The sequence below is a fragment of the Actinocatenispora comari genome (genome assembly GCF_017312725.1).
GTDB classification, from domain to species: domain Bacteria; phylum Actinomycetota; class Actinomycetes; order Mycobacteriales; family Micromonosporaceae; genus Actinocatenispora; species Actinocatenispora comari.
Window position 1 is genome coordinate 153,460 of sequence record NZ_BOPO01000053.1, and the last position, 24,727, is coordinate 178,186.

Consider the following 24,727-nt stretch of genomic DNA (forward strand, 5'->3'; position numbering starts at 1 on the left):
GCCGCCGTGCCGCGCGGTGCGGTCAGGGCTGGTAGTACTCGGCCATCAGCGTGGTTGCCCAGGCCGGCTGGCGCACCGGATCGGTCGGCCCGAACTCGACGTGGTAGGGCTTGATGTCCAGCACCGGGGTGCCGTCCAGCGCGTCGAGGCCGGCCACGTGCAGGTCGCGGCCGTCGACGGCGAGCAGCCGGCACACCGAGACACCGAGGCGGTTGGGCCGGAACGGCCCGCGGTGCGCGAAGACCCCCAGCAGCGGCCCGTCCGGGCTCTTGCGCGGCGGCCGCGGCTCGCGCTGCGCGTCCGCCTCGTCGAGCCGGTCGAACTGGAAGACGACCTCCAGGTGGGAGAAGTCGGCCAGCCCCTGCAGTGCCGACGGCTCGAACCGCTCGGCCAGGCGGATGACCGCCCGCACGTCGTACCAGTGGTCCTCGTACATCTCCGGCCGGCCCCCGACGACGCGGGCCACCGGGCGCAGCACGATCTCGTTCGGCTCGCTCATCGGCCGAGCCTATCCGTCCCGGGCGCGCGCCGCCGCGGCAGCAGCAGCGCCAGCGCGGCGGCGCCGGCGACCACCCCGGCGGTACCGGCCAGCGCCGGCGGCATGGCCGTGGCGGGATCGGTACCAGCGAAGTACCGGCCGCCGATGACCGCGATGCCCAGCGCGGTGCCGAGTTGGATCACCGTGTTGAGCACGCCGGAGGCGCTGCCGGCATGCTCGTCGGGTACGCCGGTGAGGACGACACCGGTCAGGATGGCCACGCACAAGCCCATGCCCAGCCCCATGCTCAGCAGCGGCAGGCCGACGGTGACCCATCCCGCGCCGTACCGGTCGAGTCCGGCCGCGAGCCCGGCCGTGCTCGCCGCGAGCAGCGCCAGCCCGGCGGCGATGCTGGTACGGCCGTGCCGGGCGGCGGCGCGCCGGGCGATGCCGGAGGTCGCGACGATGCCGACCGGCCAGGCCAGCGCGATCGCCGCGGTGCGCAGCGGGGACCAGTGCCAGCCGTCCTGCAACCCGTAGCTGAGCACCAGCAGCACCGACCCGACTCCCGCGAACAGCATCGCGAGTACGGCCAGCCCGACGGCGAACGACCGGTGCCGGAACAGCACCGGCGGGACGAGCGCGTGCCCGCCGCGCCGCCGCTGCACCGCCACGAACGCCACGAGTACCGGTGCGGCCAGGGCCAGCCGCCAGCCGATCCGCTTACCGACGAGCGGGACGAGGACCAGCACCGAGGCCAGCCCGAGCAGGACCGTGCCGGCCGGATCGGGCCGCAGCGGCAGTGTCGACCGGGACTCGGGCAGGTACCGCAGGCAGCCGGCCGCGGTAGCGACGACCACCGGTACGTTGACGAGGAAGATGCTGCGCCAGCCGAGCCCGAACGGCCCGTACTCGGTGAGCACGCCGCCCAGCAGCGGGCCGCTCACATTGGCCAGGCTCAACGCGATGCCGTAGCAGGTCAGCGCGGTCGCCCGGGCGGCCCCGGCGAACAGCACCGTGATCATCGCCAGTACCGGCGGGACCATCAGCCCGGCGCAGGCGCCCTGCGCCAACCGGGCGGCGATCAGCGTCGCGGGGCCGGTCGCGGCGCCGGCCGCGACCGAGGCGGCGCCGAACCCGATCATGCCGACCAGGAAGACCCGCTTGCGGCCGACGAGATCGCCGAGCCGGCCGCCGGGGATCAACACCAGTGCGAACGCGAGGGCGTACCCGGCGAGGATCCACTGCGTGGTGGCGGGCCCGGCGGCCAGGTCGGCGCGGATGCGCGGCAGCGCGACGCCGACGATCGTGCCGTCCAGCAGGTCCAGGAACACCGCGGTGAGCAGCAGTGCCAGCACCGGCCAGCGGTGCCGGGTCGGGGTGGGCGTGGGGAGCGCGACGGCCACGATCGTTCTCCTATCCTGTTCCGGTCAGGTGCGAGAATCTCTGAGTTAGATTCTCTCTATTATAGAGAGGAATTCACCTGTGTCAGGTGCTGCGCGCGCCGCCCAGGTCGCGGCGCTGTCCGAACAGGCGCGGGTCGCGGCGAGCCGAGGGGTGCTGTTCCACGCCGCGGTCGCCTCGGCCGTCGGTATCAACGTCACCGACGTGACCTGCCTGGGCCTGCTGGACAAGAACGGCCCGATGAGTGCCGGGCGGCTGGCCGAAGCCGTCGGGCTCTCCCGCGGGGGCGCGATCACCGCGGCGATCGACCGGCTGGAACGGGCCGGGTTCGTCCGTCGCCGGCGTGCCGACGACGACCGCCGGCAGGTGCTCGTCGAGCTGCGCCCGGACGGTTCGTACCAACGGCTGACGGCGACGTTCGCCGCGCTCGGCGACGCGTACCGCGAGCTGATCGAGTCGTACTCGGACCGGCAGCTGGCCGTGCTGCTCGACTTCACCGAGAAGGCCAACGCCATCCTCGACGACCAGACCCGCCGGCTACGCGGCTGAGCCCGGGGCCGACACCCCCGTGGTCGGTCAGCGGCGCGGCTCGGCGCGGTCCGGGAGCGGGGCGTCGGCGTCGAGGTAGCGGGCGGCCACAGCTCGGTTGTACCGGGTGAACATCGCGCCGAGGATGGCCAGATCGTCCTCGGTCCAGCCGGCGAGCAGCGCCGCGATGTCCCGCCGGCGTCGCCGGCGAACCCGGCTCGCCTCCCGGCTCGCCTCCCGGCTCGCCGGCTCGGCGAACGGGTCGCGCGCACGGCGACCGGGTCGCGCGCACCGGCGTGGCCGACCGTGCCGGCGGCAGCCGCGACGCGCGCCCGGCGCGGCGTCGTCGCCACCGGTGCCGGCCCGGGTCCGGCGCAGCCGCATACGGTAGGGTTCCGGCGTGCTGTCGCCGGACTCGACCGAACGCAGTCGCGACCTCGATCGGCTGCTGACCTTCGTCGACGCGGCCGTGGCCATCGCGCTCACCCTGCTCGTCCTGCCGCTGGTCGACCTGGCCGGCGAGATCGACTCCGGCGACTCGGTCTGGCAGGTGGTCCGGGACCACGCCGGCCGGTTCGGCGCCTTCGCGCTGAGCTTCGTCGTCATCGCCCGGCTGTGGCGGGCCCAGCACCGGATCGTGCGCGGCGCGGTCGAGGACCGGGTCGACCTGTTCTGGTTCCTCATCGCGTGGACGCTGACCATCGTGTTCCTGCCGTTCCCGACCGCGTTGCTGTCGGCTACCGGCGACCAGGTCGCGACGAAGATCTTCTACATCGGGTCGCTGCTGGTCAGCTCCGTCCTGCTGGCGCTGCTCGCGGCCGCGGTCCGGCGGCAGCGGCCGCCCGGCGCGCCGCACCGGCCGAGCGTGCTCCCCGCGGCGGTCGACGCCGTGGTGGACGGGGTCGCGTTGCTGCTGTCGGTGCTCGTCCCGGCGCTGAGCTACTTCCCGCTGCTGCTGCTCGTCCTGGGCGGGCAGGCGACCACCCTGATCCGCCGCCGCTGGCCGAACGTGGAGCACTAGCCGCTCGGGCATCGACGTACTCAGACCCGGGCGGCAGGGGTACCCAGCCGGATCTGAGTGCGCGCACTCTGCTGCGCGGCGCTCGGCGCCGGGAGGATCTTCCTCGCAGGACATCACCGACGAGGAGGACCGAGAGTGCAGAGCAGACGAGGACACGGTTGGCCGCGGCGGATCCTCGCCGTGGCCGGTGCGGCGGCACTGCTGGCCGCCGGGTTGGGTTCGCTGCCGGCGCAGGCGAAGGTCGTGCCGCACGTCGCGCACGGCGATCCGGCACCGGAGGGGGCGTACGGATTCTCGGTGAAGTTCACCATGACCGACATCCCGCGCCCGGACGGCTCGACGTACGACAGCGCCTGCTCCGGAGCGCTGGTCGCGCCGCAGTGGGTGGTCACCGCCGGGCACTGCTTCCACGACGTGAACCGCAACCCGGTGAGCGGCCCACCGCAGTACGGGAGCACCACCGCCACGGTGGGGCGCACCGATCTGTCGGAGACGACCGGCCACGTGGTCGACGTGGTGGACGTGCGGCAGGACCCGTCGACCGACATCGCGCTGGCCAAGCTCGCCACGCCGGTCACCGACGTACAGCCGATCGCGCTCGCCCAGGGCGCCCCGCACACCGGTGAGGTACTGCGGCTCACCGGCTGGGGTGCGACCAGCGCGGACGGTGCGCCGGTCGACCACCTGCAGACCGGCCGGTTCACCGTGACCGGGCTGGACAGCCAGGACGTGTACGTCGCCGGCTACCAGCCGTCCGCCGATACCAGCGCCTGCCCGTACGACTCGGGTGCGCCGTACTTCGCCGAGACCGACGCCGGTGACGTGCTGGTCGGGGTGGAGAGCACCGGGCCGGACTGCCCGCACACCGGCGACGAGACCACCTCGCGCGTCGACACCAACCTGATCTGGATCACCGGCCACCTCGGCTGATCCGTACCGCCCGGGGGTCGGCCGTCGCCGGCCGGCCCCCGGATCGGGCTCCCCGCTCGGACGGCCGTGGAGGAGGATCTGCGCGTGACGATGCCCATCGCGGTGCCCCGCCTGCCCGTGCAGCGACTGGCCCGCGCATTGGCTGCCTGCGCCGGCGGCTGCCTCTTGCTGGCGGTCGGCGCCTCCTCGACGACGCCGGTGTCGACGGTGCTGAGCGCTCCACCGGCCGTGTCGGCGCAGCTGTGGTGGCAGTGGGTCGGTCTGCGCGGCACGCTGCTGGTGGCCACCGTGCTCGCGGTGATCTGGTCCCGGCACTGGCCGCGGCTGGTCCTTGCCGGCGTTGCCCTGAGCCTGCCGATGGTCGTCACCGAGCTGCCCGGGCATCCGGAGCTGCCCGCCACCGCCTGGTTCCTGGCCAGCTGCGCCTCCGGCGCGGCGGCCCCGGTGGCGCTCATCGGCGTGCTCGGCGCGGCGGGCTGGCTGTTCCGGTCCGGGCACCCCGGTTGGGGTGCCGTGGTCGCGGGCACCGGCACCGGCGCGCTGCTGGCCGGCGCGGCGATGGTCGGCGCCGGCTGGTTGCTGCGGGTACCGGCGCTGGGCGCCTGGCACGTCGGGCTCAGCGTCGCCGCGCTCGCCGGCACCGTCCCGGCCGTGCTCGCTGGTTCGGCGCTGGTACCGGCGCCCGCCGAGCCGCCGGTGCCCCGGCGCCGGGTCCGACCGGTCCTGGCCGCCGGGGTCGCCGCGGCCGCCCTGGTGGTGCCGAACCTTTCGACCGAGGCGCGGATGTCCCGGATCCTGGGGGTGACCCTGAGTGCGCTGTTGCGGCACCCGTCCGCGGTCGCGGGGGTCACCGGCGCCCTGGTCCTGCTGGCCGGGCTCGCCGCGGCCGGGCTGGCGGGACGGTGGGGCGCGGCGGCGGGGCTGACCGTCGCGGTGGTCCAGCTCGCCGTCGCCGCGCCGATGCTGCTCGCGGTCTGGGCGCTGGCGCTGGAGACCCCGCTGCGCTGGGGCGCCGCGCTGTTCGGGGTGGCGCTGGGCGCGGCCGGCGCGGCGAGCCGGCGGCGGGTGCCGCTGGCCGCCGGCGCCGCGGTGTTCTGCGCGGTCGCGCTGTTCATCGCGGTCGCCGCGACGGGCGGTGCGCCGGAGAAGCTGAGCTACCAGCACGAGTCGGGCCCGGGGACGCTGTTGCTGGTCGGGCTGTGCGCCACCGCGACCGCCCTGGCGGGCAGCACGGCGGCGACGGTCGCGCAGCGTACCGAGCTGCCGATGGCGCTGGGGCCGCTCGTGGCCGTCTTCGTCTACGCGGGGCAGCAGATCCTGCAGGCGACCTATCTGGGCGCGGACGGGCTGCCCGAGTCCAGCTACCTCAATCCGGTGCACCACCTGGCGACGGCGGCCACCGGGCTGCTGGTCGCGGCCGCCGCGGTGGGTGCGCTGTACGGCGCGGACGTGCTGGTGACCAGGCGGGCCGAGCGGCGGGCCGCCGAGGAGATCCGCCGGCAGGCCGCCGTCGCCGAACGCGAACGGCTCGCCCGCCCCATCCACGACGGTGCGCTGCAGGTACTCGCGCTGGTCGCCCGGCACGGGCCGGAGCTCGGCCCGGACGGCGCCCGGCTGGCCGAGCTGGCCAAGGTGCACGGCGACGCACTGCGCCGGCTGATCGCCGGTGCCGACGCCGCGGCCGCGGAGACTGGCGAGATCGACCTGCGGGTGCTGCTCGCCCCGTACGAGTCGGCGCGGGTGCAGCTCGCGCTGCCGGCCGAACCGGTGCTGCTGCCGGCGCGCCGGGCCCGGGAGCTGGCCGCGGCGGTCATCGCCGCCCTCGACAACGTGCGCCGGCACGCCGGCGAGACCGCGCGGGCCTGGGTACTGGTCGACGACGAGCCGCGCGAGGTGCGCGTGAGCATCCGGGACGACGGCGTGGGCATCGCGGCCGGCCGGCTGCCCGAGGCGGCGGCGCAGGGCCGGCTCGGCGTCGCGCAGTCGATCGTCGGTCGGGTCCGCAACCTGGGCGGCAGCGCCGAGATCGGCAGCGACGCCGGTGCGGGTACCGAGGTCGAGCTGCGCGTGCCCCGCCGCTGAGCCCGGCCACGCCGTGATCGCACCCCGTGCCGCTGGTCACCGCGCTCCGCGGCCGCGTCGCCCCTGGTCATCGCGCTCCGCGGCCGCGTCGCTCCTGGTCATCGCGGTCCGCGGCGTCGCTCCTGGTCACCGTGGTCCGCCGCCGTGGTCCGCGGCCGCGCCATCACTGGTCACCGTCGGGGTGACTGCGGTCGTCGCGGACGCCCGTCGCGGGATCAGTCGCCGAGGCCGTGCTCGATCGCGTACCGGACGAGCTCGACCCGGTTGTGCATCTGCAGCTTGCCCAGGATGTTCTGGACGTGGTTCTGCACGGTGCGGTGCGACAGGGTGAGCCGCTCGGCGATCTGCCGGTACGACAGGCCGGTGGCCACCAGCCGCAGCACCTCCGTCTCCCGGTCGGTGAGCCGGGGCGCGTCCTCGTCGCCGGGCTCGTCGGCGCGGGCCAGTCGCCGGAACTCGCCCAGCACCAGCCCCGCCAGCCCCGGCGTGAACACCGGATCGCCCTGCGCGGTGCTCGCCACCGCGGCCAGGAACTCGTCCCGGCCCGCGGACTTGACCAGGTAGCCGACCGCACCCGCCTTCACCGCGTCGAGCACGTCCTGCCGCTCGCCGCTGGCCGACAGCACCAGGATCCGGGCCTGCGCCCGGACCGCGAGCAGGCCGCGGATCACCTCGACGCCGGGCAGGTCCGGCAGCTGCAGGTCGAGCACCACCACGTCGGGCCGCACCGCCGGCGCGATCCGTACCGCCCGGCTGCCCTCGCCGACGTCGGCGACCACGTCGTACCCGGCGGCGCGCAGGTCCCGGGCCACCGCCTCGCGCCACATCGGGTGGTCGTCGACCACCAGTACCCGGATCGTCTGCGCCACGCCGCCACGATAGCGGCCGGCCACCCGGACTCAGCCCGCCTCGGTACCCCGCAGCGGGAACGTGCGGCGGGCCCGCCAGCGGCCGTCGGTGCGCTGCTCGACCAGCGTCAGCGCCGTGACCTCGGCCCGCAGCGGCAGGTGCGGGCCGAGGTCGGCGGTGATGCGCGGGAACAGGGCTGGGTCGGCACCGTCGGCGATCGTCAGGTGCGGATGGTCGCCGTCGTAGCGCCCGCCGTACGGCGGATACCGCGGCCACCGCGCGACCACCGAGCGGGTCAGCGCGAGTACGGGATCGGCCGGGGTCGGCGCGAGCCAGAGCGTCCGGTCGAACTCGCCGAAGCCGGTGAAGTCGAGGGTGAACCGGTCGTGGCCGGCGGCGATCGTGCCGAGCGCCCGCTCGTCGTCGTCGGTCAGCTGCCCGGCCGGGATCCACGGGTAGAGCACCGTGACGTGCGCCGGCACCCCGGCGGCGGCATGCGGGTCGTGCCGCTCCCGCCAGCGTCCGACGACCGGGTCCGCCGTCGGGACCAGCACGACCACCGCACTCCGGCGTACCAGCGCTGTATCCACGGCGCCAGGGTAGATGCGGCAACGGTCGGTCGATCGGCCGGCTGGCCGCGGACCGTAGCTCCGGCCTGCCGTCGCCCGCGGCCGACCCGCCAGCCGGGCGGTGCGGGACGCGTGCCGGCGCGCCGTAGCCTGCCTGCGATGGCGGAGACCTCGGTGGCGCGCTGCTACGACGAGCTGGCGGACGACCACCACCTGACCTACCCGGACTGGGACGCCAGCCTCCGGCGCGCTGACCAGGCTGATCAGCCGCGTCGGCGGCTGATCGCCGGCGCGGTTTCCGGTTCGGGCGACATCGTCGTACCCGTGGCCTAGGATCCGTGGATCCGTTGGACGAAGGGGGCACCGGTGCGGGTGAAGGCGTTCGACCATCTGGTTCTCAACGTCGGCGACGTCGAGCGGTCGCTGGCGTTCTACTGCGGGCCGCTCGGGCTGGCGCCGGTGCGGGTCGAGGAGTGGCGGCGCGGCGAGGTGCCGTTCCCGTCCGTGCGGGTCAACGAGAGCACGATCATCGACCTGCTGCACCGGCCCCGGGCCGAGTCCAATGTGGACCACTTCTGCCTGGTGGTGGATCCGCTGGACTGGCAGGAGGTCATCGACGCCGGCACGCTCACCGTGCTGGAAGGCCCGGTCGGGCGCTACGGCGCGCGCGGGGACGCGCAGTCGATCTACGTCCGCGACCCGGACGACAACACGATCGAACTGCGCTGGTACCCGCAGGACGCGCGCTGACCGGCGCCGGCCCGGCGCGGTTCAGAACCCGACTGCCTCGCGCAGCAGCAGCACGGTGCCGCGGTCCGGCTGGTACTCGGCGTTGAGCACCAGCAGCCGGGTGATCGCGCTCGGCGAGCCGTAGACCCGCAGCGCGCGCTCGTTCTCCAGCGGCAGGCAGTGCTCCTCGACCCGGCGCAGCGCCGACGGCAGATCCGGTACCACCTTCTGCGCGCCGACGATCCAGATCGCCCGGGCCGCGCCGCCGGCGTAGCCGGGCAGCTGCGAACCGCTGCCGGACGCGATCACCACCGATCCGGTCTCGGTGACCGCCGCGACGCTGCCGATCTCGACGTCGGGGGAGGCGAACATCCGCCGGAGCTCGTCGCCCTGGGTGGCGCGGTCCATCGCCAGCCCGCGCGGCTTGAGCGCGTCGTAGCGGCCGCTGGTGTTGATGTCCGCCTCGATCCCGGACAGCCGCAGCGTCTCGCTGGCTCCGGTGAACACGCTGGCGTCGGCCGGGATGAGGTCCCGGACCCTGGTACGCGCCGCGGCCAGGGTGTCGAGGATCTCCACCGTGAAGCCGTGCCCGCGCAGCGCCGCGGCCGTCCGCTCCAGCCGCTGCGCCGTGGCCGGCTCGGCGAACGAGGTGGTCGATGTCGGAATCGTCATGTCTTCTCCGGGTTGCTGGTCGATCGTGGGCGGTAGGTTCGCCGCCACCGGTCCGACAAGACAGGCCCGCCGGATGTGAGGCCGCCGCGCCACCTCACACTTCGGCCGGCTGTCCGGTCGTACCGGGTGAGGGGCGACGCGCGGCGGGGGAGAGTGACGGGGTGAGCGGCGGAGGCGATCCGAGCCTGGACGCGGTGATGGCCGAGCGGCGCCAGCTGATCAACGTGGCATACCGGCTGCTCGGGTCGCTGGCCGAGGCCGAGGACGTGGTGCAGGAGACCTACGCCCGCTGGTACGCGCTGGGCGCGCCGGAGCGGGCCGCGATCGAGTCACCCGGTGCCTGGCTGACCACCGTGGCCAGCCGGATCTGCCTGAACCTGCTCGGCTCGGCACGGATGCGGCGGGAACGCTACGTCGGCGACTGGATCCCCGAGCCGCTGCCCGACGCCGCGCTCGGCCGGCCGGAGGGCGCCGTCGACCCGGCCGACCGGGTGAGCCTGGACGAATCGGTGAACATGGCGTTCCTGGTGGTCCTGGAGGCGATGACGCCGGCGGAGCGGGTCGCGTTCATCCTGCACGACGTGTTCCGCTACCCGTTCGGCGAGGTGGCCGACATCGTCGGCCGCAGCCCGGCCGCCTGCCGCAAGCTGGCGTCCTCCGCCCGGCACCGGCTGCTGACCGCGCGGGCCACACCGGTGCCGACCGCCCGGCACGCCGAGGTGGTCCGCAGCTTCCGGCAGGCGTGGGAGGCGCAGGACATCGATGCGCTGGTCGGCCTGCTCGACCCGGACGCGGTGGCGACCGCGGACAGCGGCGGCAACGCGGTCACGTTCCGGCAGCCGATCGAGGGCGGCGACCGGATCGCCCGCGCCTGGGTCGAGCTCGCCCGCCGCAAGGACCACCGCACCACGCTGCACGAACGTACCGTCAACGGGGCACCCGGCCTGGTCGTCGAGAAGGACGGCGTCACCGTCACGGTGTTCGCGTTCGAGGTCGTCGACGACCGGATCCGGCACATCTGGGTCGTCCGCAACCCCGACAAGCTCCGCCACTGGACGACCTGACCCGGGCGAGGCCGCTCCCCGGCGGCCGGGCCCTCGGCGGAGGCCGTGCCGTGGCGGCCGGGGCCTGGCGCTGGTGTCTCGGCGGCGGAGGCCTGAGTGGTGGGCCCCGGGTCAGCGCGAGCGGATGCGGCGGGGCAACAGCCGCAGCCGGCGCCACCAGCGGGCCGGGCGGGCCGGCCACAGCTGCTGGACCACCACGTTGAGGTGGGCGCCGAGTACCACTGCCAGGCCGACGACGAAGGCGACGAGCAGGAAGCCGATCGGGGCGGCGAGCGCGCCGTAGGTGTACCCGGTCGAGGAGATCCAGCCCAGGTAGATGCGGATGCCGACGACCGCACCGACGAACAGCAGCACCCCCGCCACCGCACCCGGCAACCCGCGCCGCCACGGCAGCTTGTGCGGCGGCGCCAGCGTGTACAGCGTGGTCAGCGCGGCGACCAGTACCAGCGCGGCGACCACGTACCAGAACCAGGAGATCAGCCGGGCCGTCTCGTGCTGCCACTGCTGCGGGATCAGGTCGCCGACCAGATCGGGTCCGAGCGCCAGCACCGGCAGCGCGACGACCGCGACGACCAGCCCGCCCAGGTACAGCAGCAGCGCGAACACCCGCTGCCACACCACGTTGCGGATCGCCTGCTGGTGGTGCGCCGCGGTGATCGCGTCGACCAGCGACGAGATGCCCGACGAGCCGGCCCACAGCGACAGGACGAACCCGACCGAGGCGACCTCGCCGCGCCCGTGGGTCAGCGTGTCGGTGATCGTCGGCGCGATCAGGTCGGCCTGCACCTGGTGGGTGAACACGGTGTCGGACAGGGCCAGCAACCGGGTACGCAGCTGCTCCACCAGCGGGCTGCCGAGCACGTCGCCGAGGTAGCCCACGCAGCCGAGCAGCCCCAACAGCAGCGGCGGCAGCGACAGGGTCAGCCAGAACGCGCCGGCAGCGGCCTTCGTGAACGGATCCTGCCGCCACGCGGCGAGCACCGTACGGGCGCCGACCGTCCCGATCGTGCGCAGCGCTGTCCCTACCCGGGACGGCACGGCCACCGCCGTTTCCTCGTCGTCGTCCACAGCCGCGGGTTCGTCGCTCACGGTGCCCCTTCACTGCCGTCAGCGCACCCGCGCTGGGGGATCGAACGTCGTGGAGCAGGATCCCGGACGCGGTCGGCGCCGCCTGGATCGGGTGCCGCGTGGGTGCCATTCCGTGGCGTTCCGGCCGTCCGCCCGGGCAGGCACTACGCTCGCGCCGTGGGATGGCCGTCGGACTGGGAACAGCGCGTTGCCGGTACGGCGTGTGCCATGTGCACGCAGAGCCGGACCGACGAGTCGGAGGCGGGCCTGCGGGTCCTCGCCACCGAACGCACCGACGCGTACCTGATGCGCCGGGCGTTGGTGCGTGGCTACGTGGTGGTGATCTGGCGTGGCCGGCACGTGGTCGAGCCGTACCAGCTGAGCGACGACGAGGCTGCACGCTACCAGGCGGACGTTCACCGGGTCGCGCGGGCGATGGCCGCCCACTTCCGGCCGATGAAGATGAACTGGCAGACCCTGGGCAACCGGGTGCCGCACCTGCACACGCACGTCACCCCGCGGTACCGGGACGATCCCGCCCCGGGGGCGCCACTTCCCGACGGCCCCAACCTTCCGCTGCCCGAACGGCAGTGGCGGGCCGATGCCACCGCGCTGCGGCGGCTGCTCGGTGTCGAACCGCGCTGACGCCGCGGCGCGCCGTGCACAGATTGGGTAATTGTGTCGTGGACGGCGGGGAGGCGGGGCGGCCACGATGGGTGGGCCGAACTCGTCCGAGGAGCGCACGCATGTCCACCGACTCGTTCCAGATCCAACCGCAGGCGGTGTCCGAGAACGTCGGTACCGTCGGCTCGCTGCTGGCCAGGGCCGGCGAGGTGATCGGCGAACTGGCGTCCACGGTGCTCGACGGCGCCTCGTTCGCCGGCATCGGCAGCGACGTGGCCGCGGCGAACGCGAGCCTGCAGAGCAGCCAGGTCGACTCGCTGCAGCAACTGCACCAGGGGTTGCAGCAGGTCAACCAGGCGGTCGACGCGAGCAACCAGGCGTACCAGCAGGCCGACCGGTCGGTCGCCGCCGGCTACGGCGACGGTGCCGCGACCGACCCGGCCGGACAGTCCGGTACCGCGGCGCAGGCCGTCGACATGACGACCGACCAGCAGCTGCGCGACCAGCTCACGGCCGACGAGGACAACCGCACCCACGTGTACCTCGACAGCGAGCGGCATCCGACCGTCGGGATCGGGTTCAACCTGGACCGCAACGACGCGCGCAGCCAGCTGGCCTCGGTCGGGGCGAACTACGACGCGGTGCGCGCCGGTACCCAGGATCTGACGCCGGCTCAGGTCAACCAGCTGTTCAGTCACGACGTCGGTACCGCGGTGACGACGGCCCGCGACTACTACGCCGGCTTCGACCAGCTCGACCCGGCCCGCCAGCGGGTGCTCACCAACATGGCGTTCAACATGGGCCCGGCCACGCTCGGCCAGTTCCACCAGCTGCACACGGCGCTGACGAACGGTGACTGGAACGCCGCCGCGAACGCGATGCAGGACTCGCGCTGGGCCACCCAGGTCGGCGACCGCGCCACCCGCCTGATCGAGCACATGCGCTCCGGCCAGTAACCCCGGCCCACCCGGAGCCCGCCCCGAGTGCGCTCAGAGCCCGGCCCGAGCCCATCCGGAGCCCGCGCGGAGCCTGCCGGACGCCGCAGTACCCGGGTTCGCGACACCGTGCGCCCGCGGTGTCGCGTGCATCGGTGTGCGATCCTGTGCGGCAGATGGGCGCGCGGAATGTCCGCGCTGGGAGGGGTTGGGCAGATGAGGACAGCGATCAGCCGGCGGACCAGGGTGGTCTCCGGGGTCATCGCCGGGGCAGCCGCGGTGCTTGTCGGGGTCGGGCTGCTGCCGACCAGCGCCGGCGCGCAGCGGGCCCCGCTGGACAGCGGTACGCAGCGCACCAGCGCGGCCGCGCAGGCGTTGCCCGGCGGCAAGGCCAACTTCGTGGTCAGTGTCGGGTCGTTCAAGGCCAACACGACGACCAACTGGATGCGCCTGGGCTACTACGTCTTCCACCCGTCGAACGGCACCGTGACCGGCAAGTGGTGGCGCTGGAACCAGACCAACAAGCGCGACGTCCGGGTGGACACCCCGGTACTGGCGTCCGGCTGCGGCGCGACGAAGTGCTACGCGCAGACGATGAAGCGGTTCCTGACCGGCGCGACCGAGACGGTCTACGGCAAGTACGCGCTGAACGGCTCGGCGCTGACGGTGGCCTGGCCCAGCGGCAGCGGGTACGTGCAGGAGAAGTGGACGGTCGGCCGGATCCAGAAGTCGAACGGGTCGACCGACGGCAGCCTGGTGCAGCTGGTCTGGAACGGCGTGGGCCGCGGCTACACCGCGACCTCCGGCTACGCGTTCGGGTCCAACGCGAGCCTCAACACCAACGCCAGCGCGGCCACGCTGATGCAGCCGGCCAACCGGATCAAGTACGCGTACCGGTTCAACGGCATCGTCGCCGGCAAGCTCACCGGCGGCCCGAGCGCGTACGACCTGCGCACGTTCCGGCAGTGCGCGGACGGCCGTTGCCTGGGCTCGGCCAGCAAGTCGAATCCGGGCAACGGCTGCAAGGCGTTCCCGCCGGGGGACACGGCGCAGAGCGCCACCGTCAACTACTACCTGGCGCACTTCGGCGGCGACCGGCGGGACGCGACCGAGCACTGGTTCCGCTGCCTGGCCTGGGACGGCAAGACGCACACCCAGAGCTGCTACCAGAAGAACTCGCACGTCAAGCCGTCGCTGCAGGTCATCGACGACAGCGGGCGGTTCCGCGGCTGGGTCGGCGCCGAGACGTCGTTCATGACGACCAAGGCGAACCAGTCGACCGGCCCGGCGATCAACGACATGCTGGGCATCTTCAAGGTCGGCCCGCGCGTGCTCAGCTGAACTCCGCCGCGATGCTCGCCGTCCACAGTGGACGACGAGCATCGCGCCGCCGGCGGCTGGTGTCGCCGGCAAGCCTGCCATCGGCCGGGCCAGGCCAGGCCCGGCCCGGCCCGGGACCCGGGCAGCCCGGACGGAGTCGGCGGATCAGGGGCGCAGCAGTACCTTCAGCACCTCGTCGCGGTGGTCGGACAGCAGCGCGAGCGCATCGGCCGCGTCGTCCAGCGCGAGTTCGTGGGTGACCAGCCGGCCGGGGTCGAGGATGCCGGCGGCGAACGCGTCGACCGCGTGCGTCCAGGCCCGCGGCGGGGCCCCGAACACGGTGTGGATCGTCGCCTTCGCGGTGACCAGTTCCGCCGGTACCAGCGGGGTGTCGGCGCCGCCCGGCAACCCGGCGAGCACGGTACGGCCACCGCGCCGGGTCAGCGTGACGGCCTGGTGCGCGGCGCCGGCGGCGCCGGCGGTCTCCAGTACCGCGTCGAACCGGCCGGCGAGCCGGTTCGCGGCCTCGACGGTGACCAGGTCGTCCGCGCCGCACCGGGCCGCCAGCGCGGCTCGCCGCGCGGTCGGGTGCACGACCACCAGTTCGGCCGGGCCGGCGGCGCGCAGCAGCTGGACGGCGAGCAGCCCCAGCATGCCGCCGCCGACCACGGCGACGCGCTCGCCGGGTACCACCGCCGCGGTCAGGCAGGCCGCGGCGACGCAGGCGGCGGGTTCCAGGCCCGCAGCGGCGCGCAGGTCGGCGCCGGCCGGCAGGGTGTGCAGCAGCCGGGCCGGCAACCGCAGCCAGTCCGACCAGGCGCCCGGCTCGGTGAACCCGGTCTCGGCGTACGGGGCGGAGCACAGGTTGGCGTCGCCGCGCCGGCACGCGGCACACACCTGGCAGTTGCGAAAGCCCTCGCCGACCACCGTGCGGCCGACCAGGCCCGGATCGGCGCCCGGGCCCACCGCGGCGACCGTGCCGGACCACTCGTGCCCGGGCACCACGGGGTAGCGCGCGTACGGCGCGGGTCGGGTGCCGGCGAACAGCTCGCGGTCCGAGCCGCAGATCCCGGCGTAGCCGACCCGCACCACCGCCTCCCCGGCTCCGGGCTCCGGGCGCTCGCTCGGCACGACCCGCAGCGCGCCCGGTGCGTCCAGCCAGACCGTGCTCACGCCGCCACCGCCGCCCAGACCGTGCTCACGGCGCCACCGCCGCCCGGACCGTACTCACGGCGCCACCGCCACGCGGTCGGCCGCCGCACCGGCCACCGTGGCGGCGAGTCGCGAGCCGGTGACCGGGGTGCCGGGCGCGGGAGCGCGGACCGGCACCCGCCCGGCGTGGCGCGAACCCGGGCTCATCGGGTGCCCCGGTACTGCCAGCCGTCGTTGTACAGGTCGAAGTGGGCTTCGGTGGGCGGATGCTCGGCGATGAACTCCGGGTTCAGCGTCACCCCGAGGCCGGGTGCGGTGGGCGCCGCGAAGTACCCGTCGACGACCTCCGGGACGCCGGGCGCCGCGGCCTTGACGAACTCGTCGGCGAAGTCGTTGAAGTGCTCCTGGATCTTGAAGTTGGGGGTGCAGGTGGCCAGCTGCAGGTTGGCGGCGGTGAGCACCGGCCCACCGACGTTGTGCGGCGCGATCTGGAGGAAGTGGGTCTCGGCGGTGGCGGCGAGCTTGCGTACCTCGCCGATGCCGCCGGTGTGTCCGATGTCGGGCTGGATGACGTCGGCGGCGCGGCGCTCGAACAGCTCGCGGAACTCGATCCGGTCGTGGATGCGTTCGCCGGTGGCGACCGGGATCGTCAGCTTGTCGTGCACGGTGGCCAGCGCGGCGAGGTTCTCCGGCGGTACCGGCTCCTCCACCCAGGCCGGGTCGAACGGGGCCAGGGCGGTGGCGATCCGGACCGCCTCGGCGGCGGTGAACCGGCCGTGCATCTCCACCAGCAGCTCGACGTCGGGTCCGACGGCGTCCCGGACCGCCTCGACCAGTTCGATCGAGCGGCGCCGTTCGGCCGGCGTCAGCTCCCACTTGCCCGGGCCGAACGGGTCGACCTTGAGGGCCCGGTAGCCGCGCTCGACGACCCGGCGGGCCGCGGCGTGGAACTCGGCCGGGTCGCGTTCCACCGTGTACCACCCGTTGGCGTACGCCTTGATGCGGTCGTTGACCTTGCCGCCGAGCAGCCGCCAGACCGGTTGGCCGAGCGCCTTGCCGACGATGTCCCAGCAGGCCATCTCGATGCACGCGATGCCGGACATGACGATCTCGCCGGCCCGGCCGAAGTCGCGGTACTTCATCCGCTGGACCAGCGCCTCGAGGTCGAACGGGTCGTGCCCGAGGACGTGTTTCGGCCCCGCCTCGGCCAGGTAGCCCAGCAGCGCCCGGGTGTGCCCGAGCATCCGGGTCTCGCCAACGCCGGTCAGCCCCTCGTCGGTACTGACCTGCACGTACGTCAGGTTGCGCCACGGGGTGCCGAGCACGTACGTGTCGATCGCGCTGATCTTCATCTACACCTCCACCTCGGGTACCGCCAGGTCGGCCGCCGGCAGCGTGGAACCCACCGCGTCCGGCGCGTACCGGCCGAGCAGGCCCAGGCCGATCTCGGCCCGCCGTACCCGCTCGATGCCGAGCGCGGTCGCCAGCGTGGCCAGGTGGCTGCCGCTGGGATAGATGTTGGGCGCGTTGCGCAGCCCGAACTTGAGATAGACCGGCGCCGCGACCCGGACGATCTCGGCGATCTCGAAGTGCCGGACGAAACCGCCCTGGTCGTCCGGCGATTCGACGTAGATGTCCAGCGGGATGTCGACGGCGGCCCGGATGGCGGCGAGCTGGGGCAGCGACAGGTCGGTCGGCACGTTGTAGGTGGTCGCGCCGAGCTGCTCGGCGAGCTGGATCGCCGGCGGGTTGGACAGTCCCATCTGGACGCTGACCTTGAACCCGAAACCGGCCGGCAGTTCGCCCGCGGCGCGCATCCGGGCCGCCACCCGCAGCACCCCGAGGTCGGTGACCAGCACGCTGCGGATGCCCAGTTCGGCGGCCCGGCGCAGATCCTCCAGGCAGTACACCAGCTGCTCGGTGCCGCGCGCCTGGGTGGCGAGGGCGGTGGCGCCGCTGGCGCTGGCGGCGGCGCCGGTGTCCCAGCCGGCCAGCGGCCGGGTGAACAGGCTGACCTCGATCGAGCGCGCCGCCGCGGTCGAGGCCATCGCCGCGACCTCCGCGTCGGTGAGCAGCATGGTGCCGCTGCCCTGCGAGACGCGGTGCACCGGCACGCCGCGCCGGTCGGCCTCGGCGAGCACGGCCGCCAGTACCTCGGGGCCCTCGACGCTGGGGATCTCCACCCGGTACTGGGCGCCGTCCGGGAACCGCTTCCGGCTGGCCGGTGGCGTGCCCGGATCGCGGTCCGGCAGGTCGATCGAGCGCAGGAAGGCTCGGGTACGTTCCACGGTCACATCCCTGGGGTGCCTCGGTGCCAGCAGGCGCGCGGCGGTGGCGGACAGACGCGCTACCGTGTTCGATAACACGAATGACAGTCGATATATCGGACGCTAATGGCTGATCGGTCATCCCGTCAAGCAGCCGACGCGGCGGCCGGCCACGGGCGCCGCTTGGCTATCGTGAACCGACCGACCGAGAGAAAACGCAGGTGAAGCATGGGGCGATCGGTGCCCGCAGTGGTCCGGGCCTTGGACATCCTCGAACTGTTCCTGGACGGTGAGACGCTCACCGCACCGGAGATCACCGCGCGCCTCGGGCTGCCCCGTACCACCGTGCACGAACTGGTGCACACGCTCACTGACCGGCATTACCTGTCCACGGTGCCCGACCGGCCCGGTCACTTCCGGCTGGGCATGCGGGTCTTCCAGCTTGGCGGGGTGTTCGCCGGCCAGCTCGACCTGGCCCGGGAGGGGCAGGCGGTGGCCAGCGAGGTCGCCGCCCGCTGCGACGAGACGGTGCACGTCGCGGTGCTGGAGGGCACCGAGGTCGTTTACGTGGCCAAGGTCGACAGCACCCAACCGGTCCGGATGGTCTCCGCGGTCGGCCGCCGGCTGCCCGCGCACTGTACGGCGGTGGGCAAGCTGCTGCTCGCCATGCTGCCGGCCGACGCGTTCGCCGCCCGCTACCCCGGCCGGGCGGCGCTGACCGCGATGACGCCCCACAGCATCACCTCGGTCACCGCGCTCGGCCGGCACCTGGCCACCGTCCGCACCGCCGGCATCGCGTACGAGCGGTGCGAGTCCAACGACGCTGTGGCCTGCGTGGCCGCGCCGGTGCGCGATCACGAGGGTGAGGTCGTGGCGGCGATGAGCGTCTCGGTGCCGGTGCTGCGCTGGACCGACGAGAGCGCCGCGAAGCTGACCGCCGTGGTCCGCGACGGCGCCGACGCCCTGTCCGCCCGCCTCGGCCACCGCCCGGGCCGCCCCCTTTCCTGACCGGCACCGCCCGCGCCGGCCGGCGGCCGCGCCGCGCCGGCACGAGCAGCACCGACGGGCCCGGCCTACTGCACCCGGTACTCGGCGGCGACCAGGTCGAGCAGCTCGGTCACCGAGGTCTCGGCGGTCGGCTTGTCGAGGGTGATCTGCCCGTGCTGCAACAGGTTCACCCGGTCGCAGATGTCGACGACCTGCGTGTAGTTGTGCGCGATCAGCACGATCGCGAGGTCGCCGCGCTCCTTCAGGGTGCGCAGCAGCCGCAGGATCAGCCCGCCCTCCCGGGCGCCCATGGCCGCCAGCGGCTCGTCCAGCAGCAGGATCCGCGCGTTGGAGTAGACCGAGCGGGCCACCGCGATCGCCTGCCGCTGGCCGCCGGACAGCCGGCCGACCTCGGTGGTCACCGACGGGATGTCGATGCCGATCGAGTCCAGGCACTCCCGGGCCCGGCGCTTCATCTCCTTGCGGCGCAGGAACGGGATCGGCCGGTAGACCCGCTCGGTGTTGAGGTGCAGGTTGAGGTAGACCGGCAGGCCGTTGATCATCGCGAGATCCTGGAACACCGTCTCGATGCCGAGCGAGCGGGCGTGCGAGACCGACCGCAGGCTCACCGGTTCGCCGTGCACGTGCAGCTGGCCGCTGTCCGGCTTGTGGTAGCCGGTGAGGATCTTGATCAGCGTCGACTTGCCGGCGCCGTTGTCGCCGATCAGGCCGAGGATCTCGCCGGGGCGTACCGACAGGTTGATGTCGCGCAGTGCGGTGACCGGACCGAACCGCTTGCCGACATGGTCGGCCCGGATCGCCGCGGGGGAGTCGTTCACGTCGTCCACCGTTGCCCGCCCTCTCAGGTGCCGGCTCGGCTGAACCGGCCGAGGTAGATGTTGAGCATCATCGCGGCCAGCACCGCGATCCCCAGTACCGCGTTGAACGCGTTGGCGTTGATGCCGGCCAGGGTGAACCCCTCGTGCACGATGCCCAGCGCGATCGCGCCGATCAGCGCGCCGACCACGGTGCCCGATCCGCCCAGCAGTGCGGTACCGCCGATCACCGCCGAGGCGACCGCGAGGAACATGTAGTTGGCGCCGCCGTTGGTCGGGTCGAACGAGCCGACCCGGACCCCGTCGAGGATGCCGGCGAAGCCGGCCAGCAGGCTGGTCAGCGCGAAGCACGCGGTCTTGATCCGGCGGGTACGGATGCCGGCCTCGGACGCCGCGGTCGGGTTGCCGCCGACCGCGAACGTGTACACCCCGAAGCGGGTGCCGGACAGCACGATCTGCATGACGATCACGATGCCGATCGCCCAGCACAGTTCCGACCACTGCCAGCCGCCGATGACCGCCACCAGCGCGCCGCCCTCGGGCGCGTGCACCGGCGAGCCGCCGGACAGCAGCAGCGCCACACCCCACAGCAGGAAGAACATCCCCAGCGTGGTGATGAACGACGGCATCTTCAACACGGTCACGATCAGCCCGTTGGCGATCCCGACGCAGGCGCAGACGACCAGCGCGCCGAGCAGCGCCACGATCAACGGTGCGCCGTTGTTGACGAACACCGCCAGCACGAAGGGGGAGAGGGTGAACATGTAGCCGGCGGACAGGTCGATCTCGCCGCAGATCAGCAGCATCACCTCGCCGGCCGCGATGATCGCCCACGGTGCGAAGTACTGCGCGATGATGTGGTAGTTCGAGCTGTCCGCGAAACCGTTGGTGGTCAGGGCGAAGTAGAGCGCGAGCACGATCGTGACGAGCGCGATGCTCAGTTCCCGCCGGCGCAGCAGGCCGTCGACGACCAGCCGTCCGGCGCTGCCGCGGCCCGCGCGGCCGGGGGAGTCCACAGTGGACCTCGTGGGAGTCTCTGTCATCTGGCGGTCTCCGGGACGGGAGTGCGTCGCCTGCCGGTGCGGCACCGGCAGGCGACTCAGGTCACGACTGGGTGACGGTCAGCGGCGCCGGCAACGGCAGGCTCTTCGGCATGGCCAGCAACCGCTTGCCCTTCGAGCCCTCGTACACCGAGGCCGCCTTGGTGTAGGGCGCGACGTTCTCGGCGGTGACGAACGTCAGACCGGTGTCCATCTCCGGCGGGTGCACCAGCGTGCCGGACAACCGGTACAGGTAGAGGCTGAGCATCGGCAGGAAGCCCTGCAGGTAGGCGGACTGGTCGATGGTGAAGTCCAGCGCACCGGACTGCACGCCCTCGATCGTGTCGTCCAGGGTGTCGTACCCGCCGGCGTGGAACCTGCCCTTCAGCCCCTGCTTCTTGACCATCTGCGCGATGCCCGCGGTGCTGCCGGCGTCGACCGCGTAGACGCCCTTGGCCGACTTGCGCCCCGCGTACGCCGCCTCCATCGCGGACAGTTCGGCCGCCTGCTCGGCGCCGGTGTTGACGGTGTGCACGGTGACGCTCGCGCCGGCGTCGGCGATGGCCTTCTTGATGCCGTCCAGCCGGGGCTGCACGTTGTTGCCGCCGGGCTGCGAGATCCCGACGATGATCTCGCCGGAGTGCACCTGCGACAGGATCCGCTGCCCCATCTTGTACCCGGAGAGGAACAGGTCCTGCCCGATGTACGCCAGGGCGTAGTTGCCGGCGGCCGTCGCGTTGTAGGCGACCACCGGGATGCCCTGGTCGAACGCCTTCTTGCAGCCGTTCTTGAACGCGCTGTCGTCGGTCAGCGCGACGGCGATGCCGTCCGCGCCACCGGAGATCGCCGTCTCCAGCGCGGTGGCCATGGTGGACACGTTGCCGTCCTCGGCGCCGGTCCACTGGTAGTCCAGACCCAGCAGCGCGGCGGCGTCCTTGATGCCGTTCTGGGTCGGTGCGAAGAAGGAGTTGGTGGTGACGTGGTTGATGAACACGAACTTCCACTTGCTCCCCGGTTCGGGGAAGTTGCCGGTGGCGCCGGTGCCACCGGAGTCGTCGCTGTGGGCGCCCTTGCAGGCGGACAGGGCCATCGTTGCTGCCACTGCACCGCCGCCGGCGCCGAACCACTTGAGGATGTCTCGCCGCGAACGATCCGTGGCGGCGCGCTCGTCAGTCACTTTCGGCCTCACACCGGCTCTCGACGATGTACGTGATACCGAACTATGTTCGGTATCACGAATGTTGTCAACCCTTCCCGGCGAGGCGGAAACACGCCGAATCGGCCGGGACGACGGCACACCCGTCCGGCCCGTCCCGGGTACGCGGTGCGTCAGGCCTGGTGGTCGACGAGGGATTCGCGGTGGGCGATGGCCGCCGCCTCGGTCCGGCTGGTGGCGCCCAGCTTGGCCAGGATGTGCGAGACGTGCACGCCCGCGGTGCTCGGCGAGATGTGCAGCCGCTGCGCGATCTGCCGGTTGCTGTGCCCCGCGGCGAGCAGTTCCAGCACGTCGCGCTCCCGGTCGGTCAGGCCGTGCCGGGCCGGCGTCGCACCGGCCAGCCGCGCGATCCGCTGCGCGAGCGGCGCCGCGCCGAGCCGCTCGGCCAGCCCCGCCGCCTCCCGAAGGTGCGCGGCGGCATCCGCCGGGCGGTCGGCGCGGGCGTGCTGGTACAGCGCCTCGGCCAGCTCGTACGGTTGGTCCAGGGCGCGCCAGGCGGCCACCGCCGGGCCGAAACCGCGGCCGTCCAGCAGCGCCCGCAGCATGGTTCGGTGCGCCTCGTCGAACGGCCCGTCCACCTCGATCGCCGCGTCGAGCGCGGCGATCCGCTCCCGCCGTGCCGGTACGCCGGCCGCCGCGCGGCCGCCGCGCTCCAGCCGGGCCCGCAGCACCAGCGCACCGGCGAGCAGCACCGGCCGGGAGTCGTTGCCGTAGTTGACGACCAGCGCCGGATCGGCGAGCGCCCGGTCGAGGTACCGGTCGGCGACGTCCAGCTCGCCGCGCGCCACCGCGACCCCGCACAGCAGCTGATGGCGGGCCAGCAGGCCGAGCAGGTCGTGCCCGTCGACATCGGCGACCAGCCCGGCCGCCTCCTCGGCCGCGCCGAGCTCGCCGCGCAGCAGCGCCAGCCGGCCGGCCAGGATGCGCAGCGCGAGCCGGGTCGCCCGGGGCGGGTCCTCCCGCAGCGCCTCGGCCAGTACCGTGTCCGCCTCGTCCCACCGCCCGGCCAGCATCAGCCCGCGCGCCGCGTACCGGGCGAGCTCGGCGCCGCGGCTGCGGGCCAGGCCGAGCCGGCGGGCCCGGCGGATGCCGTCCCGGGCCACCGCGACAGCCCGCTGCTGATCGCCGAGCCGGGTGTGCAGCGCCGCCTGGTACATCGGTACGGTCAGGGCCAGGTCCGGGCTGTCCAGCCGTTCGGCGAGCGTCGCCGCCTCGGCCAGCAGGGCCAGCTCGCCGGTCATCGCGCCGACCCCGAGCAGCCCGCGTACCGTCACGGTCGGGTCGCCGGTGCGGCGCCCGGCCCGCAGCGCGGCGGTGAACTCGGCGCGGGAGGCCTCGGTACGCAACGGCCGGCCCATCGCCGTCATCCCGAGGATCCGGCCACGCTGCACGCTGTCCGGATCGTCCGGCAGCAGCGACAGCGCGCGTTCCAGATCCTCGATCCCGGTGCCGTCGAGCCGGATCGACAGCCGCCCGCGGTGTTCCAGCAGCAGCGCGGCCCGGTCGGGCTCGGCCCGCTCGTCCACGGCGGCGAGGCCCGCGCTGGCCAGCTCGATGCCGTGCGGGTAGTCGCCGGTGAGCATGGCCGCCTCGGCCGCCGCGGTCAGCACGTCCACCCGGTCCACGCCGAGCCGGCCGGCCGGATCGTCCACCCGGTCCCACACCTGCAGGACCCGGTCGAGCAGGTGCTGCTGCTCGGCGTACGCGTAGGAGCGGTACGCGCGGACCGCGCCGCGGTGGGCGGCGGTCAGCGTCGTCCCGGCATCGCCGGCGGCGTCCGCGTGCGCGGCCAGTTCGGCCAGCGATGCGCTGTCCCGCAGGGCTTCCGCGTACCGGGCGTGCACCCGGGCGCGCTCGCCGGGCAGCAGGTCCTCGTACACCGCCTGGCGGATCAGCGCGTGCCGGAAGTCGTACCCGTCGCCGTCGACCACCAGTAGGCTGCGGTCGACCAGCTCGCGCAGCAGCCCGTCGAGGTCGTCGTCCGGGCCCGGCTCGGCGACCTCGGCCAGCAGCCGGTGGTCGAGCCGGCCGCCGGCCGCCGACGCGGTACCCAGCAGCCGCCGGGCGGGCGCGGGCAGCGAGCGCGGACCGTCCAGCAGCAGCTCGCGCAGGCTGTCCGGGGTACGGTCGCCGGCCCGGGCGAGCGCCTCGACGAACAGCGGGTTGCCGTCGCTGCGTTCCCGGATCCGGCGCACCGCGACCGGATCCGGGGTGGCGCCGAGGATGGCGGCGAGCTGGTCGCCGACCTGGGCCTCGGACAGCGGACCCAGCCGCAGCGTCGTGGTCCGCGGGCCGCGGGCCAGCTCGGACAGCAGCGGGCGCAGCCGTGCCGTGCCGGCGTCCGCCGGGCGGTAGGTCGCCGCGAGCAGCACGCCCGGCTGGACCAGGTTGCGGGCCAGGAAACCGAACAGCTCGCGGCTGGCGGCGTCGGCCCAGTGCAGGTCCTCGATCGCCACCAGCAACGGCCGGTCCGCGGCGACGGTCTCGAACAGCGCCAGCACCGCCTCGTGCAGCCGGTGCTTGCCGCCGGAACCCGGCTGCTCGGCTCCCAACTGGGGGAACCACTCGGCGAGCTCGTGCGCCCGCCCGCCCGGTCCGTCGCTGATCAGCCGCCGCACCACCGCCACGAACGGCGCGTACGCGAGGCCGTCGCCGCCCAGCTCCGCGCAGGCGCCGGTCACCACCCGTACCCGGGCGGGCACCGAGGCGGTGAACTCGGCCAGCAGCCGGGACTTGCCGATGCCCGCCTCACCGGCGAGCAGCGCCACCGCCGGCCCGTGCCCGACCGCCGTCTCCAGGGTCGCGAGCAACGTCGCCAGCGCCTCGTCCCGACCGACGAGTACCGGACTGACCACCTGCCGCGCCACCACCGCGCCAGCATAGGAGGAGGCGGTCGCCGGCCGGCGGTGTGCGGGTAAATACCGAGATCGCCGGATGTGCGGCGGGTGTTTAGGCG

The 24,727-nt window shown here is 73.8% G+C and carries 25 protein-coding genes; 11 read left to right on the forward strand and 14 right to left on the reverse strand.

All coding sequences use genetic code 11. The features are described 5' to 3' along the window. Positions 1 to 22: 22 nt before the first annotated feature. The gene (locus NUM_RS15805; RefSeq protein ID WP_207125596.1) at positions 23 to 499 is read right to left on the reverse strand and encodes an SAM-dependent methyltransferase; all 477 of its coding nucleotides are present in this window, start codon (positions 497 to 499) and stop codon (positions 23 to 25) included. After that, positions 496 to 1,884 (reverse strand): MFS transporter, encoded by a 1,389-nt coding sequence (locus NUM_RS15810; RefSeq protein ID WP_207125597.1) that lies wholly within the window; start codon positions 1,882 to 1,884, stop codon positions 496 to 498. The genes NUM_RS15805 and NUM_RS15810 overlap by 4 nt, the downstream gene beginning before the upstream one ends. A 79-nt stretch (positions 1,885 to 1,963) precedes the next feature. Here NUM_RS15810 and NUM_RS15815 point away from each other — a divergent pair, with 79 nt between their 5' ends. Beyond that, positions 1,964 to 2,431 carry a MarR family winged helix-turn-helix transcriptional regulator gene (locus NUM_RS15815; RefSeq protein ID WP_207125598.1) on the forward strand — a complete coding sequence of 156 codons (468 nt, stop codon included), beginning with the start codon at positions 1,964 to 1,966 and terminating at the stop codon, positions 2,429 to 2,431. 27 nt (positions 2,432 to 2,458) lie between these two features. Here the strand turns inward: NUM_RS15815 and NUM_RS15820 are convergent, their stop codons facing one another. Then, positions 2,459 to 2,794: a hypothetical protein gene (locus tag NUM_RS15820; protein WP_207125599.1), complete on the reverse strand. Its 336-nt coding sequence runs from the start codon at positions 2,792 to 2,794 to the stop codon at positions 2,459 to 2,461. A 16-nt stretch (positions 2,795 to 2,810) separates the two neighbouring features. Here NUM_RS15820 and NUM_RS15825 point away from each other — a divergent pair, with 16 nt between their 5' ends. From NUM_RS15825 to NUM_RS37215, 3 genes are all read left to right on the forward strand, one after another. Then, positions 2,811 to 3,431 carry a TMEM175 family protein gene (locus tag NUM_RS15825; protein WP_207125600.1) on the forward strand — a complete coding sequence of 207 codons (621 nt, stop codon included), beginning with the start codon at positions 2,811 to 2,813 and terminating at the stop codon, positions 3,429 to 3,431. A gap of 135 nt (positions 3,432 to 3,566) precedes the next feature. Then, positions 3,567 to 4,361 (forward strand): S1 family peptidase, encoded by a 795-nt coding sequence (locus tag NUM_RS15830; RefSeq protein WP_207125601.1) that lies wholly within the window; start codon positions 3,567 to 3,569, stop codon positions 4,359 to 4,361. A 90-nt stretch (positions 4,362 to 4,451) separates the two neighbouring features. Next, positions 4,452 to 6,443, forward strand: coding sequence for a sensor histidine kinase (locus tag NUM_RS37215; RefSeq protein WP_225918617.1), 1,992 nt, complete (start codon positions 4,452 to 4,454; stop codon positions 6,441 to 6,443). 215 nt (positions 6,444 to 6,658) lie between these two features. Here the strand turns inward: NUM_RS37215 and NUM_RS15840 are convergent, their stop codons facing one another. Then, positions 6,659 to 7,312 carry a response regulator gene (locus tag NUM_RS15840; RefSeq protein WP_263975128.1) on the reverse strand — a complete coding sequence of 218 codons (654 nt, stop codon included), beginning with the start codon at positions 7,310 to 7,312 and terminating at the stop codon, positions 6,659 to 6,661. A gap of 30 nt (positions 7,313 to 7,342) precedes the next feature. Further along, the gene (locus NUM_RS15845; protein WP_207125602.1) at positions 7,343 to 7,882 is read right to left on the reverse strand and encodes a 2'-5' RNA ligase family protein; all 540 of its coding nucleotides are present in this window, start codon (positions 7,880 to 7,882) and stop codon (positions 7,343 to 7,345) included. A gap of 138 nt (positions 7,883 to 8,020) precedes the next feature. Between NUM_RS15845 and NUM_RS15850 the strand changes: the two genes are divergently transcribed. Both NUM_RS15850 and NUM_RS15855 read left to right on the forward strand, forming a co-directional pair. Continuing rightward, positions 8,021 to 8,194: a hypothetical protein gene (locus NUM_RS15850; protein ID WP_207125603.1), complete on the forward strand. Its 174-nt coding sequence runs from the start codon at positions 8,021 to 8,023 to the stop codon at positions 8,192 to 8,194. Positions 8,195 to 8,227: 33 nt separating this feature from the next. After that, entirely contained in the window at positions 8,228 to 8,611 is a 384-nt protein-coding gene (locus tag NUM_RS15855) for a VOC family protein (RefSeq protein WP_225918607.1), read from the forward strand. 21 nt (positions 8,612 to 8,632) lie between these two features. On the opposite strand, the gene NUM_RS15860 is transcribed toward NUM_RS15855, so the two are convergent. Next, on the reverse strand, positions 8,633 to 9,262 hold the full coding sequence (locus tag NUM_RS15860) for an LUD domain-containing protein (RefSeq protein WP_207125604.1): 630 nt from the start codon (positions 9,260 to 9,262) through the stop codon (positions 8,633 to 8,635). Positions 9,263 to 9,423: 161 nt separating this feature from the next. Here NUM_RS15860 and sigJ point away from each other — a divergent pair, with 161 nt between their 5' ends. Next, entirely contained in the window at positions 9,424 to 10,326 is a 903-nt protein-coding gene (gene sigJ, locus NUM_RS15865) for an RNA polymerase sigma factor SigJ (RefSeq protein WP_225918608.1), read from the forward strand. Between the two features lie 111 nt (positions 10,327 to 10,437). Here the strand turns inward: sigJ and NUM_RS15870 are convergent, their stop codons facing one another. After that, a complete protein-coding gene (locus tag NUM_RS15870) occupies positions 10,438 to 11,415 on the reverse strand; it encodes a YihY/virulence factor BrkB family protein (protein WP_207125605.1) in 978 nt (325 codons plus the stop codon). 207 nt (positions 11,416 to 11,622) lie between these two features. Between NUM_RS15870 and NUM_RS15875 the strand changes: the two genes are divergently transcribed. From NUM_RS15875 to NUM_RS15885, 3 genes are all read left to right on the forward strand, one after another. Beyond that, positions 11,623 to 12,039 carry an HIT family protein gene (locus tag NUM_RS15875; RefSeq protein ID WP_207125606.1) on the forward strand — a complete coding sequence of 139 codons (417 nt, stop codon included), beginning with the start codon at positions 11,623 to 11,625 and terminating at the stop codon, positions 12,037 to 12,039. A gap of 101 nt (positions 12,040 to 12,140) precedes the next feature. Further along, the gene (locus NUM_RS15880; protein WP_207125607.1) at positions 12,141 to 12,974 is read left to right on the forward strand and encodes a glycoside hydrolase family protein; all 834 of its coding nucleotides are present in this window, start codon (positions 12,141 to 12,143) and stop codon (positions 12,972 to 12,974) included. Positions 12,975 to 13,169: 195 nt separating this feature from the next. Then, positions 13,170 to 14,294, forward strand: a complete 1,125-nt coding sequence (locus tag NUM_RS15885) for a hypothetical protein (protein WP_207125608.1) — start codon at positions 13,170 to 13,172, stop codon at positions 14,292 to 14,294. A 144-nt stretch (positions 14,295 to 14,438) separates the two neighbouring features. Here the strand turns inward: NUM_RS15885 and NUM_RS15890 are convergent, their stop codons facing one another. From NUM_RS15890 to NUM_RS15900, 3 genes are all read right to left on the reverse strand, one after another. After that, positions 14,439 to 15,446, reverse strand: a complete 1,008-nt coding sequence (locus NUM_RS15890) for a zinc-dependent alcohol dehydrogenase (protein WP_207125609.1) — start codon at positions 15,444 to 15,446, stop codon at positions 14,439 to 14,441. A 182-nt stretch (positions 15,447 to 15,628) separates the two neighbouring features. After that, the gene (locus tag NUM_RS15895) at positions 15,629 to 16,777 is read right to left on the reverse strand and encodes a mandelate racemase/muconate lactonizing enzyme family protein (protein WP_207125610.1); all 1,149 of its coding nucleotides are present in this window, start codon (positions 16,775 to 16,777) and stop codon (positions 15,629 to 15,631) included. Beyond that, positions 16,778 to 17,713: a U32 family peptidase gene (locus tag NUM_RS15900; RefSeq protein ID WP_207125611.1), complete on the reverse strand. Its 936-nt coding sequence runs from the start codon at positions 17,711 to 17,713 to the stop codon at positions 16,778 to 16,780. Positions 17,714 to 17,932: 219 nt separating this feature from the next. On the opposite strand from NUM_RS15900, the gene NUM_RS15905 reads away from it, so the two are divergent. Continuing rightward, on the forward strand, positions 17,933 to 18,700 hold the full coding sequence (locus NUM_RS15905; RefSeq protein WP_225918609.1) for an IclR family transcriptional regulator: 768 nt from the start codon (positions 17,933 to 17,935) through the stop codon (positions 18,698 to 18,700). A 65-nt stretch (positions 18,701 to 18,765) separates the two neighbouring features. On the opposite strand, the gene NUM_RS15910 is transcribed toward NUM_RS15905, so the two are convergent. The 4 genes from NUM_RS15910 to NUM_RS15925 form a co-directional block, all read right to left on the reverse strand. Then, positions 18,766 to 19,518 (reverse strand): ATP-binding cassette domain-containing protein, encoded by a 753-nt coding sequence (locus tag NUM_RS15910; protein ID WP_225918610.1) that lies wholly within the window; start codon positions 19,516 to 19,518, stop codon positions 18,766 to 18,768. A gap of 23 nt (positions 19,519 to 19,541) precedes the next feature. Then, positions 19,542 to 20,558: an ABC transporter permease gene (locus tag NUM_RS15915; protein ID WP_207125613.1), complete on the reverse strand. Its 1,017-nt coding sequence runs from the start codon at positions 20,556 to 20,558 to the stop codon at positions 19,542 to 19,544. Positions 20,559 to 20,619: 61 nt separating this feature from the next. Then, the gene (locus tag NUM_RS15920) at positions 20,620 to 21,645 is read right to left on the reverse strand and encodes a substrate-binding domain-containing protein (protein ID WP_207125614.1); all 1,026 of its coding nucleotides are present in this window, start codon (positions 21,643 to 21,645) and stop codon (positions 20,620 to 20,622) included. Between the two features lie 239 nt (positions 21,646 to 21,884). Continuing rightward, a complete protein-coding gene (locus NUM_RS15925) occupies positions 21,885 to 24,641 on the reverse strand; it encodes an ATP-binding protein (RefSeq protein ID WP_207125615.1) in 2,757 nt (918 codons plus the stop codon). Positions 24,642 to 24,727 lie beyond the last annotated feature (86 nt).

Bases quoted from the DNA above. Each gene is read 5' to 3' on its own strand.
- NUM_RS15805 (WP_207125596.1), bottom strand. From the start codon at position 499: ATGAGCGAGCCGAACGAGATCGTGCTGCGCCCGGTGGCCCGCGTCGTC.
- NUM_RS15820 (WP_207125599.1), bottom strand. From the start codon at position 2,794: ATGCGGCTGCGCCGGACCCGGGCCGGCACCGGTGGCGACGACGCCGCG.
- NUM_RS37215 (WP_225918617.1), top strand. From the start codon at position 4,452: ATGCCCATCGCGGTGCCCCGCCTGCCCGTGCAGCGACTGGCCCGCGCA.
- NUM_RS15850 (WP_207125603.1), top strand. From the start codon at position 8,021: ATGGCGGAGACCTCGGTGGCGCGCTGCTACGACGAGCTGGCGGACGAC.
- NUM_RS15860 (WP_207125604.1), bottom strand. From the start codon at position 9,262: ATGACGATTCCGACATCGACCACCTCGTTCGCCGAGCCGGCCACGGCG.
- NUM_RS15875 (WP_207125606.1), top strand. From the start codon at position 11,623: ATGTGCACGCAGAGCCGGACCGACGAGTCGGAGGCGGGCCTGCGGGTC.
- NUM_RS15880 (WP_207125607.1), top strand. From the start codon at position 12,141: ATGTCCACCGACTCGTTCCAGATCCAACCGCAGGCGGTGTCCGAGAAC.
- NUM_RS15885 (WP_207125608.1), top strand. From the start codon at position 13,170: ATGAGGACAGCGATCAGCCGGCGGACCAGGGTGGTCTCCGGGGTCATC.
- NUM_RS15895 (WP_207125610.1), bottom strand. From the start codon at position 16,777: ATGAAGATCAGCGCGATCGACACGTACGTGCTCGGCACCCCGTGGCGC.
- NUM_RS15915 (WP_207125613.1), bottom strand. From the start codon at position 20,558: ATGACAGAGACTCCCACGAGGTCCACTGTGGACTCCCCCGGCCGCGCG.
- NUM_RS15920 (WP_207125614.1), bottom strand. From the start codon at position 21,645: ATGGCCCTGTCCGCCTGCAAGGGCGCCCACAGCGACGACTCCGGTGGC.